At 38.1% G+C, this 14,222-nt stretch carries 15 protein-coding genes and 1 pseudogene; 1 reads left to right on the top strand and 15 read right to left on the bottom strand.

Features of this window, described 5'->3' with window-relative positions:
- From HT729_RS04005 to HT729_RS03935, 15 genes are all read right to left on the bottom strand, one after another.
- A complete protein-coding gene (locus tag HT729_RS04005; protein ID WP_172931702.1) occupies window positions 1-1,674 on the bottom strand; it encodes a transcription antiterminator in 1,674 nt (557 codons plus the stop codon).
- 176 nt (window positions 1,675-1,850) lie between these two features.
- Window positions 1,851-2,555, bottom strand: coding sequence for an L-ribulose-5-phosphate 4-epimerase (locus HT729_RS04000; protein WP_119942037.1), 705 nt, complete (start codon window positions 2,553-2,555; stop codon window positions 1,851-1,853).
- Window position 2,556: 1 nt separating this feature from the next.
- On the bottom strand, window positions 2,557-3,420 hold the full coding sequence (locus tag HT729_RS03995; RefSeq protein ID WP_172931701.1) for an L-ribulose-5-phosphate 3-epimerase: 864 nt from the start codon (window positions 3,418-3,420) through the stop codon (window positions 2,557-2,559).
- A 3-nt stretch (window positions 3,421-3,423) separates the two neighbouring features.
- Window positions 3,424-4,089, bottom strand: a complete 666-nt coding sequence (locus HT729_RS03990) for a 3-keto-L-gulonate-6-phosphate decarboxylase UlaD (RefSeq protein ID WP_000166727.1) — start codon at window positions 4,087-4,089, stop codon at window positions 3,424-3,426.
- Window positions 4,090-4,105: 16 nt separating this feature from the next.
- Window positions 4,106-4,591: a PTS sugar transporter subunit IIA gene (locus HT729_RS03985; RefSeq protein WP_001049932.1), complete on the bottom strand. Its 486-nt coding sequence runs from the start codon at window positions 4,589-4,591 to the stop codon at window positions 4,106-4,108.
- A gap of 76 nt (window positions 4,592-4,667) precedes the next feature.
- Window positions 4,668-4,949 carry a PTS sugar transporter subunit IIB gene (locus tag HT729_RS03980; protein ID WP_000241469.1) on the bottom strand — a complete coding sequence of 94 codons (282 nt, stop codon included), beginning with the start codon at window positions 4,947-4,949 and terminating at the stop codon, window positions 4,668-4,670.
- 22 nt (window positions 4,950-4,971) lie between these two features.
- Window positions 4,972-6,429 carry a PTS ascorbate transporter subunit IIC gene (locus HT729_RS03975; protein WP_050261053.1) on the bottom strand — a complete coding sequence of 486 codons (1,458 nt, stop codon included), beginning with the start codon at window positions 6,427-6,429 and terminating at the stop codon, window positions 4,972-4,974.
- A gap of 130 nt (window positions 6,430-6,559) precedes the next feature.
- The gene (locus HT729_RS03970) at window positions 6,560-7,183 is read right to left on the bottom strand and encodes a hypothetical protein (RefSeq protein WP_023937019.1); all 624 of its coding nucleotides are present in this window, start codon (window positions 7,181-7,183) and stop codon (window positions 6,560-6,562) included.
- Between the two features lie 50 nt (window positions 7,184-7,233).
- On the bottom strand, window positions 7,234-8,220 hold the full coding sequence (jag, locus tag HT729_RS03965) for an RNA-binding cell elongation regulator Jag/EloR (protein ID WP_172931700.1): 987 nt from the start codon (window positions 8,218-8,220) through the stop codon (window positions 7,234-7,236).
- A 17-nt stretch (window positions 8,221-8,237) separates the two neighbouring features.
- Window positions 8,238-9,062: a membrane protein insertase YidC gene (locus HT729_RS03960; RefSeq protein ID WP_221762781.1), complete on the bottom strand. Its 825-nt coding sequence runs from the start codon at window positions 9,060-9,062 to the stop codon at window positions 8,238-8,240.
- Window positions 9,037-9,408, bottom strand: a complete 372-nt coding sequence (gene rnpA / locus HT729_RS03955; protein ID WP_000739245.1) for a ribonuclease P protein component — start codon at window positions 9,406-9,408, stop codon at window positions 9,037-9,039. Before rnpA ends, HT729_RS03960 begins: the two co-directional genes overlap by 26 nt.
- A 326-nt stretch (window positions 9,409-9,734) precedes the next feature.
- Entirely contained in the window at window positions 9,735-10,280 is a 546-nt protein-coding gene (locus HT729_RS03950) for a hypothetical protein (RefSeq protein WP_172931699.1), read from the bottom strand.
- A 5-nt stretch (window positions 10,281-10,285) separates the two neighbouring features.
- Window positions 10,286-10,741 (bottom strand): hypothetical protein, encoded by a 456-nt coding sequence (locus HT729_RS03945; RefSeq protein WP_172931698.1) that lies wholly within the window; start codon window positions 10,739-10,741, stop codon window positions 10,286-10,288.
- Window positions 10,742-11,256: 515 nt separating this feature from the next.
- Complete coding sequence (locus HT729_RS03940) at window positions 11,257-12,447, bottom strand: acetate kinase (protein ID WP_172931697.1); 1,191 nt, start codon at window positions 12,445-12,447, stop codon at window positions 11,257-11,259.
- A gap of 49 nt (window positions 12,448-12,496) precedes the next feature.
- Window positions 12,497-13,450: a class I SAM-dependent methyltransferase gene (locus tag HT729_RS03935; RefSeq protein ID WP_172931696.1), complete on the bottom strand. Its 954-nt coding sequence runs from the start codon at window positions 13,448-13,450 to the stop codon at window positions 12,497-12,499.
- 386 nt (window positions 13,451-13,836) lie between these two features.
- Here HT729_RS03935 and HT729_RS03930 point away from each other — a divergent pair.
- Window positions 13,837-14,222 (top strand): annotated as a pseudogene (locus tag HT729_RS03930) (transposase family protein); the annotation flags it as partial.

The raw sequence follows: 14,222 nt of genomic DNA, 5'->3' as shown, positions 1-14,222 counted from the left end.
TCAAATATCTTCCAAAAAAGCTTGAACTACTATTTCTTGATTTATAAGTGTTTGAACCTCTTCTTGGAACTTACTAGCCAACTTGCTGTCTACAATATAAGACGAAATAAGACTAGAAAGATTTTCACTGAAACTTTTGCTCTCATTACAAAATATATTGTGTTTAAGATAGTCTAGCATTTTCAAAATATCTTCTGCTTCAAGGATAGGATTAACCCTTAAAATCGGAAATCTGCTATCCAAATCATCATTAGTAGTAATCACTACATCAACTTGTGCAATATCTTCCACACTCTTAAATTGTTCTGTTGTAAATACAGTGTCAATTTGCTCATTTGGAAAATAAAGTTTGCATTGTTTCAGCAAAAGTCTCGAAACCGCAACACCTTCATCACAAACGAGATAAACTTTTTTCATATTTTTTTGAGACGATGGTGTATACTTTAAAAATCCTCCAATATGAATCGTCAAATAGGCAATATCATCGTCTGTTAGCCGAATAAACCATGCTCCTTCTAAAATTTCCGCAGATTTTCTAGTGACTAAAAATAATTCTCCATACTTGGATCGAATTTGTTTTGTTAGAGGATTTTTAGAAAAAATACCGTAAGTCTTTCTAAATAACAAGGCTTTACAGTGGATCATCAAATTTCGTAACAAATCATCCTTGTTCTCAATCTCCATTCGGATTTGTGATTCAAAATACCAGATAAATTCTTCTAAAGCAAGTTTTAATTGCCGAAAATCATCACTTTCTGCATGAATATCCAAATCTTTACGATAGGAGAGGAGGAGAACAGCTACAAGAGAAACTTCAAGTCCTGACAAAGAAATTTCAAACTTTTGAAACAACCGTTCTCCTAATTTCTTAGACACCTGATACTCTATTCTTTTTCTTATCAAAGAAAACTCTTTCTCTATATCCTGATGTCTTTCTTGATACTGTTCAACATTATGACAGCTTAACAGCAAATAAGGTAGAACCTGCAACATAAAAGTTATTTCATGATGGTTTATTTTCTTCCCTAAATCTTGTTCAACTAAAGGAACCTGTTCCTTAAAAAATTGGTTCATTTCAACAGAAAGCAAACACTCATCATCTAACCTCTCTTTCATCTTATCTTCTAAAATAGATACAAAAGTGGCATTTTCTTCCATAAAAATATGATATAGAAGCGATTGAAGATACTGAATTTTATTAAGAGGGTGGGCATGAAGGTGGTATCCCTGTGACTTGCTCACTTGCAAGATCACCTGATATTGTTCCAAAGTTAGTTGATAACGAATACTATTCAAATCATTGAGAACAGTATTCCTAGATACCTCTGTTAACTCTATCAATTTTTCAATCGTAATACGTTCTTTAGAAATACCTATCCATAGTAACATTATCATCATACGTTCATGCGCACTCATGATATAATCGTACGAATCTACTTCCGATAATAGTTTACAACAAGCATCTCTCTGCTCTTCCGTTAAGTGAATACCAATTCGTGGAATACTAATGATGTGAAGCGCCTCGTCAACCAGAGCAGCATTGATTTTGTCAATGTGATAATAAATTTTCCTTCTTGACTCTTTCAAATCTTTCGAAATCGCCATAATCGTTTTGGACGTTTCTTGATCCATCAAATATTGAAGCAAATCACAACTTGCCTTATCCAGTACCATATTAAAAAATCCCCCAAATCTATTGATATCACAGCAATTCTTTTTATTTTACCATATATATCAAGCGCTATTTCTAAAAAATCTTTCAAAATTACTTCAACTCCAACTTTACTCTCAATAAAAATCAAATGTAAAAAGAGGAGCTAAATTTATCTTTTTCTCCTCCTTCATCGTTCTTACTTTTGACCATAATAAGCATTTGGTCCATGTTTACGTTGGTAGTGTTTTTCTAGTATGTACTGGGGAGCAGGTCCAACTCTTGGATTGATTTGTTCTGTAAAGCGATTCATCTTTGATACTTCCTCTAGTACGACAGAGTGATAAACAGCATTCTCTGGATTTTTGCCCCAGGTGAATGGACCGTGATTGCGTACAACAATTCCTGGTACTTCAACCGGGTTAAGTCCGCGATGTTCAAACTCTTCTACGATAACCAGGCCAGTATCTTTTTCATAGGTCACTTCTACTTCGTCCTTGGTCAAACTACGGGCGCAAGGGATTGAACCGTAGAAATAATCTGCATGGGTTGTTCCGTAGAAAGGAATATCACGACCTGCCTGAGCCCAACCAACAGCTTCTGTCGAATGGGTGTGAACCACACTACCAATTTCTGACCAAGCCTTATATAATTGCACATGAGTTGGGAGGTCGGAAGATGGTCTTAAATCCCCTTCTAGGATCTTACCATCTAGATCAGTCACTACCATGTTTTCAGGTGTCAATTCGTCATAATCCACGCCTGATGGTTTGATAACAATGACACCGAGTTCGCGATTGACTTCAGATACATTCCCCCAGGTAAATTTGACAAGTCCATGTTTTGGCAATGATTGATTGGCATCACAGACTCGTTTACGCATAGCATCGATTACTTGATTCATCTTACATCAAACCTGCTTTCTTAATGAGTGGATAGAGAAAAGCTTGCGCCTCTTGAATGGCTGCGCGTGTTTCTTCTACTGTTTCACAATTTTCAGACCACATTTCGATTAGGAAAGGTCCATTATAATTGGTTTGTTTTAAAATATCGAAAGCTTCTTCCCATTTGACACAACCTTGCCCAAAAGGTACATCTCGGAACTGCCCCTTTGAACTTTCTGTCACTGCATAAGTATCCTTGAGATGGAGAGCTGCGATGGCATGATGACCAAGATAAAACTCACTATAGATATCATTATGCCATGCAGACACATTACCAATATCTGGATATACAAAGAGGAAGGGAGAGTCAAGCTCTTTTTCTATAGCCAAATATTTTTCGATGCTATTGATGAAAGGATCATCCATAATTTCAATAGCAAGTACCACCTGAGCTTCTTCAGCCCAGTCACAGGCTTTTCTCAAATTTTTGATAAAACGTTGGCGTGTCTGGGGTGACTTTTCCTCATAGTAAACATCGTAACCAGCTAATTGAATCGTACGAACTCCCAAGTCTTGAGCTAATTCGATACATTTTTTCATGAGTTCTAGAGATTTTTCCTCTAGAACTGGATCTTTTGAACCCAATGGGTAGCGACGATGGCCTGAAAAACAGATAGAAGGAATACGAACACCAGTTCCATAGATTGCTTTGACAACTTCCAAGCGTTCTTCCTTACTCCAGTCAAGTCTTGCTAAACGCTCGTCACGTTCGTCAATAGACATCTCGACAAAATCAAAGCCTAACTCCTTGGCAAAATTTAAACGTTCTAGCCAAGTAAAGTGTGTTGGGGTTGCCTTTTCATAAATTCCAATTGGACGTACCATGATTTACCCCCAAATTCGTTTGATTTCATCCTTGAAGGCACGCGCTGCTCCTGCTGGATCCGCAGCCTCTGTAATTCCACGACCTGCGATAAAGGTAAAGACATCAACACCTTCAAAGAGTTTGAGAGTATCTACATCTAGACCACCTGTTACAGATACACGGAAGCCCATGTCAATGAGTTTTTTAACCTTATTAAGGTCTTTTTCACCCCAAGTTTCACCAGCAAGAAGAGCATCACGAGATTGGTGATAAATAGCTTGTGAGATACCTGCATCTAGCCAAAGCTGAGCTTGTTCAAAAGTCCAATCGCCATAAAGCTCGATCTGGATTTCGCCTCGTTCTCCTCGTTCAGTCTTGATAGCCTTTAGAGCTGCTTCCATAGTAGGGATGGTTGCACAACAGATACAAGTCATCCAGTCTGCTCCACGAACCGCATTATTTTTAGCAACTGTTCCACCAGCATCAGCACATTTTGTGTCTGCCACAATAATCTTATCTGGGAAAAGGCTACGCAAGACTTCAGCCAGTTCACTTCCAACTTGAAGCAAGCAAACAGTTCCAGCTTCGATAATATCTACTTCCTGACCAACAGAAACAGCTGCTTTAATCGCTCCTTGCAAGTCTGAATGGTCTAATGCAACTTGTAAATTAGGTATTCTTTTTGTCATTTCTTTATTCCTCTTTCTAACTTTCCAAATCCAATCCTTCGAGATAAGGGCTATCCTTAGATTCTTCAATCATAGCCAAGACATCTTCTTTAGTCTGGCAAGCCTGTAAACGTGCAATAGAATCTTCTAATTCAAACAGGGCAATAATTTGTGGAATGGCTACACTTGTGTGAATTTTTGAACTTGTTGCTGCTAGTGCCAACAAAACAGATACCTCTTTCCCATCTGAAAATACAACAGGATTTTGTAAGGTAATCAATGAAAAGGCATCACTTTGCACACCAGCTTCAGGTCTAGCGTGGGGCATAGCCATACCTGGCATCAAGATATAGTAAGGCCCATACTCTTCAGTCGATTCAATGATAGCATCGTAATACTCTGGCAAAATTGCCCCACTTTCAATTAAGGGATCTACTGCTACCTTGACTGCTTCTTTCCAATTGTTAGCCTCTAAACCTAGTCGGATCGAGTCATTGTCAATTAAAGCTTGTTTTAAATTCATATCTGCCTCCTTTATTTAAAGAGGGAGAAGGACAGAAACGATAACTCTCAGTTTCTGTCCAGCCCCCTCCAACCTTTTACTGTAGTGCTTGACTGAGTTTTTCGGTGATTTCTTTATCATCCATCAAGTTATCAAGTCCAATTAACTTCCCATTAGTTCGCCCTTCCAATTCTTGAATCAAATGAAGAGAAGCGATTACGATGTCATATCCTACTGCTAAACCTTTAGCTTCACCGACACTGCATGAATTGACTGTAAAATCTGTTTGATTAAGCTTACGGAGAGCATTTTCAACCTTCATCTTGATAACCATTGATGAACCCATTCCATTTCCGCACGCTGCTAATACTTTAACCATTTTATTTCTCCTTTTCTAGATACTAAGCTTCTTCTTGAACTTCACCGTTGTAATATTTCTCTTTATCTTTTGCTTTGGCAAATTGAAGTTGAGGAATAACAAGCAAGAAGAGACACACAAGTACATAACCAACAATAGCAAGGTATTTGAAGATATATCCAAATCCAAGCCATGGGAATTCAAAGTCGATATTTCCATGGTAGCCACCATAAGATGCCAAATCGAGAAGAGCCACACAAAGAGCTCCTAGAGCAACTTGAAGGACACCTGATATAAAGGAAAGGATAACAGCCGCTTTCCATCCGCCGCGTTTATCAGCGTAGACCGCAATGGCTGCATTGTCAAAGAACACTGGTACAAATCCTGTAATAATAAGAATCGGATTTTTAAAGACGATGAGCAAGACAATTGTAATCAATTGACCAATCAAACCAAAGGTAAATCCTGACAAGACAGCATTTGGAGAACCAAATCCATAAGAAGCTGCAACGTCAACCGCTGGGAATGAACCTGGCAACAATTTGTTTGAAATACCTTGGAAGGCGTTTGTCAACTCAGATACGAACATTCGGACACCTTGCATCAAAACGAACAGGTAAACTGAGAAGGTAAAGGCTGTTTGGATAATGTACATAAAGAAATCTTGTTTAGCAGGATTGAATAGAGTTCCTGAAGTGATGACTTCTTTATTAGACATAATGTCTGGACCCAAGATTAAAAGAATGACTCCGAAGAATACGAGCATCAAGGTAGCAGATGCAACAACTGTATCGTGGAAGATTGAGAGGAACTTAGGTAATTTAAGATTGTCTAAACTTTCTTCTTTCTTACCAAAGCGTCCTGCTACTTTATCTACAAACCAGATTGCAAATTGCTGTTGGTGACCAATCGCAAATCCGCCACCACCAGTCAAGCGTTGAGTTGCCTCAACAGTCATATTTGAACTAACTGCCCAGTAAAGTCCACAGATGATACCAATCGCTGCTGTACCGTAAGCATTGCGCAATTGTGGTACTAAGAATAGAATCATAAGAGATACTGTTGCAGCTTGTTGTACCATGATGTGACCAGTAATAAAGAGGGTTCTTACCTTCGTAATCTTTCGAAGAGCTACGAGCAAGATATTTATTCCGAAACCAATCAATAGAGCTGTAGTTGCAGTTCCAACAAAATCTGGAAACTCTGCTGCAATTTTGTTGTTTGCTGCAGCAAGTCCAAAGTAAGGGTCGATAACCGCTGCACCAATTTGGAATTTGTAGTTAAGAGCTGCTAAGATTGGACGAAAGGTTGTAACCAAACCACCAGCACCCACGTTAAGCAACATATACCCTACTGTTGCTTTAACAAACCCTGAAAAAACGTCATGGGCAGGTTTTTTCAAAAGTGCATATCCTATCAACACCAATAAACCTACGAAAAATGCGGGATTCTGCAAAATATTGCTAGAAAACCAATTTAGAACACTTGAAACGACTTCCATAATTGTTCTCCTTTTGAATTGTTTTTGTAAGTTTATTATATAATGCGAAAGCGCAAACAAAAAGACCAAGAATTACACAGCGGACTGTTCACTCTTGGACTGTATGATTTATGATGTTTTACAAATTATCTTATTTTCTCGTAGCTAGATAATAGGGAAGAATTTTAGAATAAGACTTCAATAAGCCTTCTACGATTTCTTCTTCAGACGAATTTTCTGTCACAGGAACGTCTGCCTTCACTAAAACTTTACGGACTTCTTGGCTGCCTATCTTCTCGACTAAAGTGCGACGATTTTCTTCGTTCGCCTCCCACCGTTGACTTTGACCATCAGAGTAGGCTAGATAATAAATCCCTTTAACGGTTGGAATGTCTAAAACTTTGGCCTGCTTGCCCAGTGTTTGCTCATCCTTCTTACGCTCGATGAAACTGACTTCCAAAGAAATTCCAAAGTCAGTAGATGTCCCATACAAACGTAAGGCCATCATAGGTTCTGTCACTTGTCCGTCTCTCTGTAGATAAACCCAAAAATGTGGTCTCAAACGCTGGGCCTGATTCATCCACTGACTAGTCTGTTGGAGTTGCCATTCTGGATGGCTTGCTTGAAAGGCTTTGGCCAGTTCTGTAAAAGCCTTTCGTGCCTCTTGGCCTTTATAGCGCAATTCCAGCATCTTCTCTCGCTCTGCTCCCGCTTTATCAGGATTACGGTACTGCAAACCAGCAAAGTCTAAATAATCTCTTATCTTATTCAACATCCGTTTCATCTCCTCTAGCTAGCAAAAAATCAGGTCAACCCTGATTTTACTTATTCTGTATCTACAACGACATAGCGATTGGGCTCATCACCTTCAGAGTAACTAGTCACACCATCCATACGTGAAATAATACGATGGATAATCTTGCGTTCGCTATTTGACATTGGATCTGTTTTATGACTGCGCCCTTCTTCCAAAACACGAGTCGCCAATTTTTGCGCATAGGTCTGCAAAACTTCTGCACGGTGTTCAACATAATCATTGACATTGATTGTAATGTAGAAGGTTCTTGAATAGCTATTATAAAGATAATTTTGAGCCAACAGTTGCAAGGACTTCAAGACTTTACCATGGTAGCCGATAATACGACCTGGTTCGTTGGTGTCAATTTGTAGATTGATGCTACGACGGTTATAATCATTTGAAAGTGTAGCCTCAACATCCATGTCATCAATAATCGTTTGAACATAAGCCATTACTTCCGTAGCTACTTGTTCAATATCAAAGCTTGGTCCAACTTTCAAGCCCATCTCTGTCAAGTCTTGATTTTCAGTTTGGTCTTGCTCGGTTTCAAGGTCATCAGCGCCCGCTTCTTCCCTCATCACTTCCTCGATTTGAAGTTCATTTAAAATCTCAATATGCCCAGTTTCTTCCAAGATAGTGCTGGCATGTCTTTCATGTTTTAAGATTTCAGCCTTGACTTCATCAGAAATACCTTGGCCTTCCTCTTCAATCTTTTTAATTGCTTCTACAACATGACCCAAATCAACAGTTGCTTCACTGACTGTTTTAACAGGCTCATTCAAATCATTGATTTGTTTTGGAACTCCCTTTACAGCTTGTTGGTTTGCTTTGACAACAGTCGTTTCACTAATCGCTTCAATGTCAACCTGGGCTGGTTTTTTACCAAATAAACCAAGAAAGCCTTTTTTCTCACGAGAAATGACTTTAATATGTGCCTTCTTCCTTGGAATATCTAATTCCTTCAATCCTTTTTGGATTGCTTCTTCAACAGTTGAACCTGTAAATACTACCATTACCAGATTCCTCCTTATTATTTCGTTTTCTGAGCCTTTTTCTTGGCTTTTCTTTTTCTATTTTCCAAATCTTTCTGTGCCTGTACTACAGCCTCGCGCTCTGCGATAATCTTGAATGGATTGTTCAAGAAATAGGTTTGCAAGACTTGATAAGCATTGGACACTGTCCAGTATAGGGCGACTCCACCTGGCGCATAAACTGCAAAGATAAAAATCAAGACTGGAATCCCATACATCATCGCAGTCGTAGCTCCATTACGCTCAGACAAGGCTTTATTAGACAGCCAAGTACTTAAAAAGGTGAATACAGCTGCTAAAATAGGAAGAACAAGGGTTGTATCCACACCACCAAGGTTAATCCATAAGAAATGACCTGTCTTTAAAAAGTCAACTCTTGATAGAGCTTGGAACAAGGCCAAGATGACCGGCATCTGAATCAAAATCGGCCAAAGAGAATCTGACTGTCTAACACCCATTTCTTTAAAGACTTTACGCATTTCTTGCTCTAGCTTGGTTCTGCTTTCCATATCTCGACCCGGATATTGTTCTCGAAGCGCCTTAATGCGTGGCTGAGCTTCCTGCATTTTTCTGGAAGCCACCATTTGCACTTGAAAGACCGGCAAGAGCACTGTACGAATCAAGACCGTAAAGAGGATAATCCCCACTCCGATACTGATATCAAACGATAAAAAGCGAATGATTTCCGCAAAGAAATAAACAAATTTACTCCAAAAATCAGCCGAATCGGCTGTAATATCGCTAGTTGTCCCATTAGTCGCACAGGCTGTCATGATCAATAGAGACAGTCCTAGCAAACTAGTCAACTGTAGTTTCTTTTTCACTCCCATTTCCTTCCTGGTAAATCTTTGATAATTTTAATACGTGGAGTAGATTTTTCTCCATCTCTGCGTATCCCAAGGTTTCAACCCCTTTTCGAGCAATGACAACAAAGTCGACATCTTCTACCAGACTCCCTTTTGCATTCTGGATAATATGCCGAATCCGTCGCTTGATTTGATTTCTAGTGACGGCATTCCCCAGTTTCTTGCTAACTGATAGACCTACTCGAAAATGGTTTTTCTGGTTTTCTAATTGGTAGACAACAAATTTGCGATTAGCAAAACTTGTCCCCTCCTTGAAAATCGCCTTAAAATCTTTCTCTCTTTTTACACGAAAGTTTTTCTTCAAAACTCAACTCCATCTATTAAATTACTACTATTATACCATATTTTTCAAAAAAGCCAATCATAGCAAGGTTTTGGACAATTCTACCAATATTCTCTTGTTTATTTTTTAATCCTTTTCGTCGTGCTTTCATTCTCTTTCTTATTGTCACAATGTCTACCGTTCCCGTAACAGTCTATACTTAAAACTTAAAAAATTTGAAGTCATTTTCCCTGTAAACACTAAAAACGACAAAATGGTTAGAAAATTTATTTTCCAACCACTTTATCACATTCATTAAAGACAGAATTATCATTTTAACATTCTTAATTACAAGTATTTAAGCATAACTAACCCCAAATAGCACATTTTCCAGCAGAGATTCCTAATTGTGCAACGATTCCTGCAACGTTACTCTTCATGCCAAATTTAGCAAGTTCCATTGCTATATATGAGGCAGCTTTGCCCCACATTTTACCTTGAATATAACTGATAATGTCCCCTCTCATTAAATCAACAAGTTCCATACCTGGAATCATACCAATCAACTCATCACGCATACATGAAACAAAATCTCTATCTTGTAAAGAGGCTTGCAAGTTTTGAACCAAATTAGGCTCTGTATAAATACGTTCAATGCCCATTACAATATACGGTGCTAAAGTGCCATAGCGTTCTGTCAATAATTCTTTATTAACATAAAGAACGCCATTCTCATAACTCGTCGCTTCTGTAAACAAGAATTTCAAATCCTTCTCTACTTCGGCAACATCAATATACTCTACAGTTGTATTTGGAACCTTTGTTTCGTTAGCATATGCAATCTCTATAAAACTCGGTACCATAATAAGCAAAGTCGTAGCAATAACAATACATTTTGTAATTATCTTTTTCATGTCATTCACTCTTTCTGAAAGAAATCGTGTTGTGCTAAATAATCATAATGTTGTTTGTTAAATTGATACTGTCCTAAATGTTGACTGATATTACCTACACCTACTGAAAAGATGTACTGTTCACTTTGATAGTGCCATTTAATTCTAACTGTGTTCAAGACTGTGTTATAACTAAAATCTTCAACTTGACTCCAGGACATTTCAATGACTTGATTAGGCCGATTTTCAGTTACATCACTAATGTCCATCAAGTAAATCCCCTTAGATGTGAATGACATAATCTTTGGCTTCACACTCGACTGAACATAGTAGGCTCCTCCTATAATGAAAAAATCAATAAAGGATTTCAGCCATGTCTTTTTCTTAAAAGCCATCAGAAAATTCCTTTGTCCCTCGATATGACAAGTTGAAAGAAATGATTCAATCTGTTTTTCTGTTGCAAATTCCATAATAGTACCCATGATGTTACCTCCATAACTATAAACCAAGAACGATACAACAGCTCTTATAACTTATTACTGTACTATTATAGCATAAATTGTAAGCGGATACAATCAAAAATTGACATAATATAAAATATTAATTGATGCTACCTGTCATTCTAAGCGAAAATTGGAAATAAGTTATCTTTTATCACTTTTATAGCAAATTTAAATTACAACAGCACAATACGACTTCTAATACATTTTTAGAAATGCATTGAAATCAGCTAATTAATTTATTCACATTTTATAGTATGTTGAAATAGAATATGAACAAATTGATTGAGAAATTCATCCTCATTTTTAACAATATTTCAGAAACCGATGTATCCTATTCTTGACTCAATGTACTATATCTCAATCCACTATAACGCTTCTTAAAATCATCCACCGCTATCTATGACTTCTACCTTTCAAAGCTAGTTAAGTTTAAAAAAAGAAGCTGGAAAAATAACTTTCCCAACTCCTTGTATTGAATATTTTTTTAGTTTCACTTATTTTTTCAAGCGTTCAACATCACGGGCAATGACTAATTCTTCATCTGTTGGAATAACCAAGACACGAATCTTCGCTGCATCTGTTGAGATGTCTCCTGTCACACCAAAGATATTCTTTTCATCATCAACATCACAACCAAACCACGAAATTCCTGAGATTACATCACGACGGAAATTTTCTGCATTTTCACCAACACCTGCTGTGAAAACAATGGCATCTGCTCCGTTTAGTACTGCAAGGTACTGACCGATATGTTTTTGAATACGGTCAACATACATTTCATAAGCCAAGCTAGCGTCGTGATTCCCTTCTGCTACAGCAGCTTCTATGTCACGCATATCGCTAGAATTAGCAGAAACTCCCAAAAGACCCGATTCACGATTAAGAACACTACTGATATCTTCTGGTGTATTAAAATCCTCTGTATATTGCATTAAATAAGGAATGATAGCTGGATCAATGTCCCCTGTACGCGTTCCCATCATAATACCACCCAGAGGAGTGAAGCCCATAGAAGTATCAACAGATTTGCCGGCTTTTACAGCTGTAATTGAGCCTCCGTTACCAATATGACAGGTAATCAACTTCAAGTCTTCTAATGGACGTCCCAAGAGTTTTGCAGCTTCTCCTGCTACAAACTGGTGACTTGTACCATGAGCACCGTATTTACGAACCTTGTTTTCTGTGTAATATTTTGTTGGTAGAGGGTAGCGATAAGCTTTCTCTGGCATACTTGCGTGGAAGGAAGTATCAAAAACAACTACACTGGTAATGTCTGGCAACAATTCCTTGAAGGCACGAACACCTGCTGCATTGGCTGGATTGTGGAGAGGAGCCAACAAACTCAACTCTTCAACTTTTTCTAAAACATCCCCCTCAACAACTGTTGATTCTTTGAAATATTCTCCACCCGCAACAACACGGTGTCCAACACCTGTAATCTCATCATAAGCCTTGATAATATCGAAACGAATCAAGTCATCCAATAAGATTTTAACAGCTTGTGTGTGATTTTCGATATCTAAAATTTGTTGTTCAGAACGGCCATCAAATTTTACAGTTGAAATTGAATCTTTCAAACCGATACGTTCAATCAAGCCTTTCGCCAATACTTTCTCTTCTGGCATTAAGTATAATTGCCATTTTAAACTTGAACTTCCTGCATTTATTGCGATTGTTTTTGTCATTATCAATTACCTCTTTTAAGCGTTTTCAACTATTATAACAAAATCTATTTTATATTTCAGTACCTTTGCTCCAATTTTGAAAATTTTCTTTGAATTTCATTAAAATGCTTGCATCTTGCAAGCTAGCAAGTGGATACACAAAAGGCTCTACTGCTATTTCATTTTTCTTCTGTAAGATAAAAATAGCCTTAGATTGGTTGACATTGGCAAAGAGATTTTCAGGCAGACTAATCATAGCAACCAGACTCGCCTCTTCTTTCAGCCACCCTTTTAACAAATCACTTTGAGGGCTGGTCAACAAATCACTCGGAGCTAGAAAAATAGCGTATCCGTCTAACTTGAGATACTTAAGCCCTTGTTCCATGAGCAAGTGATGGGCGTAAGTATATTCTTGGCTAGAAGCAACTTGATGACGCGACGCAACGGCATCATCAGGATAATAGCCGACCGGCAAGTCGCTGATGACCACATCGCTTTCTTTGAGCATTTGTGGACGAACGGCATCTCCTTGGACAAAGCCAGCCTGCAATCCGATCACGTCTGCCATGCTAGCTGCCAAATCAATCAGCAAATCATCCACTTCCATTCCCAAGTAATCCACCTTTTTATCAAGCGAGGTCAAGAAAGTAGCGCCCAGAATTCCCATGCCAGAACCCATTTCGAGGATAGTGATTTCTTCCTCTCTAAACAACTCTTCCACAATAAATACCAAAAGCAAGGCAATAGCATCTGGCGTAAACTGGTGATTAGCCTGCAGGGGCTCTGTCTGCCCAGCCTTCATCAAGAGAAACTGGTAGGTCTTGAGCCATTCTTCTTTGAGAAGCGCTAAGCGTTTAAGAGCCTGATTGTTCTCCTTGACCTGATTTAGCTCAGTCTCGCCATCCAGATAGATGCTATTTTGCTCCACTAAGGCGTCATAAAAGTTGGTCGCCAAATCATTTTGGATGACTTGGACATTCTCTAGTAAATAGGTATAAGCTTGTTCAATTTTTTCAAAATCCATATTCCTATCTTATCAAATTTCCCTTCTTTTTTCCATCCTTATAGAAAGTCCTATATGAAAGAGTATAAATGACAAGTTGGGCATCTAAATCTGATAACAAAAGTTTTTCTATAGACCCTTGGCAGGGATGTTTATTCCGACAAATGGTCATAGAAATATAGCCGCCCAACTTCCCTAGAGAAAAAACGAAGCATGAATTGACTTACTATTTTTACAGAGTTTTCCAAGTGTTATACTAAGTTTCCATTTATATCTTTTCCCATTTTCCCAACAAAATTTTAAAGAGTTTTTATTTATTAGACTTCCTGTGAAACAAAAATATGATACAATAAAATTATGAAGCAAGCAAACAACTAACTGATGCACGATTCAAGCTCCTTGTTGGTATTCAGCGTACCACTTTTGAAGAGATGTTAGCTGTATTGAAAACAGCTTATCAAGGTAAACACGCAAAAGGGGGACGAAAACCTAAACTAAGCCTAGAATACCTTCTTATGGCGACTTCAATATGTGCGAGAATATCGAACTTATGAACAAATTGCGGCTGATTTTGGTATCCACGAAAGCAACTTAACCCATCGGAGTCAATGGGTTGAAGTAACTCTTGTTCAAAGTGGTTTTACGATTTCAAGAACTCCTCTCAGTTCTGAGGACACGGTAATGATTGATGCGACGGAAGTAAAAATCAATCGCCCTAAAAAACAATTAGCGAATGATTCTGGTAAAAAGAAATGCCACGCTATGAAGGCTCAAGCGATTGTCACAAGTCAAG

The organism is Streptococcus sp. 79, assembly GCF_013277425.1.
Classification (GTDB): domain Bacteria; phylum Bacillota; class Bacilli; order Lactobacillales; family Streptococcaceae; genus Streptococcus; species Streptococcus pseudopneumoniae.
The sequence above is the reverse complement of the archived record's forward strand: the minus strand, read 5'-3'. Positions and strand labels throughout refer to the sequence as shown.

What these genes read in the sequence shown, in the direction of transcription:
- HT729_RS04005 (WP_172931702.1), bottom strand. Translation starts at nt 1,674, where the DNA reads ATGGTACTGGATAAGGCAAGTTGTGATTTGCTTCAATATTTGATGGAT.
- HT729_RS04000 (WP_119942037.1), bottom strand. Translation starts at nt 2,555, where the DNA reads ATGAATCAAGTAATCGATGCTATGCGTAAACGAGTCTGTGATGCCAAT.
- HT729_RS03995 (WP_172931701.1), bottom strand. Translation starts at nt 3,420, where the DNA reads ATGGTACGTCCAATTGGAATTTATGAAAAGGCAACCCCAACACACTTT.
- HT729_RS03990 (WP_000166727.1), bottom strand. Translation starts at nt 4,089, where the DNA reads ATGACAAAAAGAATACCTAATTTACAAGTTGCATTAGACCATTCAGAC.
- HT729_RS03985 (WP_001049932.1), bottom strand. Translation starts at nt 4,591, where the DNA reads ATGAATTTAAAACAAGCTTTAATTGACAATGACTCGATCCGACTAGGT.
- HT729_RS03980 (WP_000241469.1), bottom strand. Translation starts at nt 4,949, where the DNA reads ATGGTTAAAGTATTAGCAGCGTGCGGAAATGGAATGGGTTCATCAATG.
- HT729_RS03975 (WP_050261053.1), bottom strand. Translation starts at nt 6,429, where the DNA reads ATGGAAGTCGTTTCAAGTGTTCTAAATTGGTTTTCTAGCAATATTTTG.
- HT729_RS03970 (WP_023937019.1), bottom strand. Translation starts at nt 7,183, where the DNA reads ATGTTGAATAAGATAAGAGATTATTTAGACTTTGCTGGTTTGCAGTAC.
- jag (WP_172931700.1), bottom strand. Translation starts at nt 8,220, where the DNA reads ATGGTAGTATTTACAGGTTCAACTGTTGAAGAAGCAATCCAAAAAGGA.
- HT729_RS03950 (WP_172931699.1), bottom strand. Translation starts at nt 10,280, where the DNA reads ATGAAAAAGATAATTACAAAATGTATTGTTATTGCTACGACTTTGCTT.
- HT729_RS03945 (WP_172931698.1), bottom strand. Translation starts at nt 10,741, where the DNA reads ATGGGTACTATTATGGAATTTGCAACAGAAAAACAGATTGAATCATTT.
- HT729_RS03940 (WP_172931697.1), bottom strand. Translation starts at nt 12,447, where the DNA reads ATGACAAAAACAATCGCAATAAATGCAGGAAGTTCAAGTTTAAAATGG.
- HT729_RS03935 (WP_172931696.1), bottom strand. Translation starts at nt 13,450, where the DNA reads ATGGATTTTGAAAAAATTGAACAAGCTTATACCTATTTACTAGAGAAT.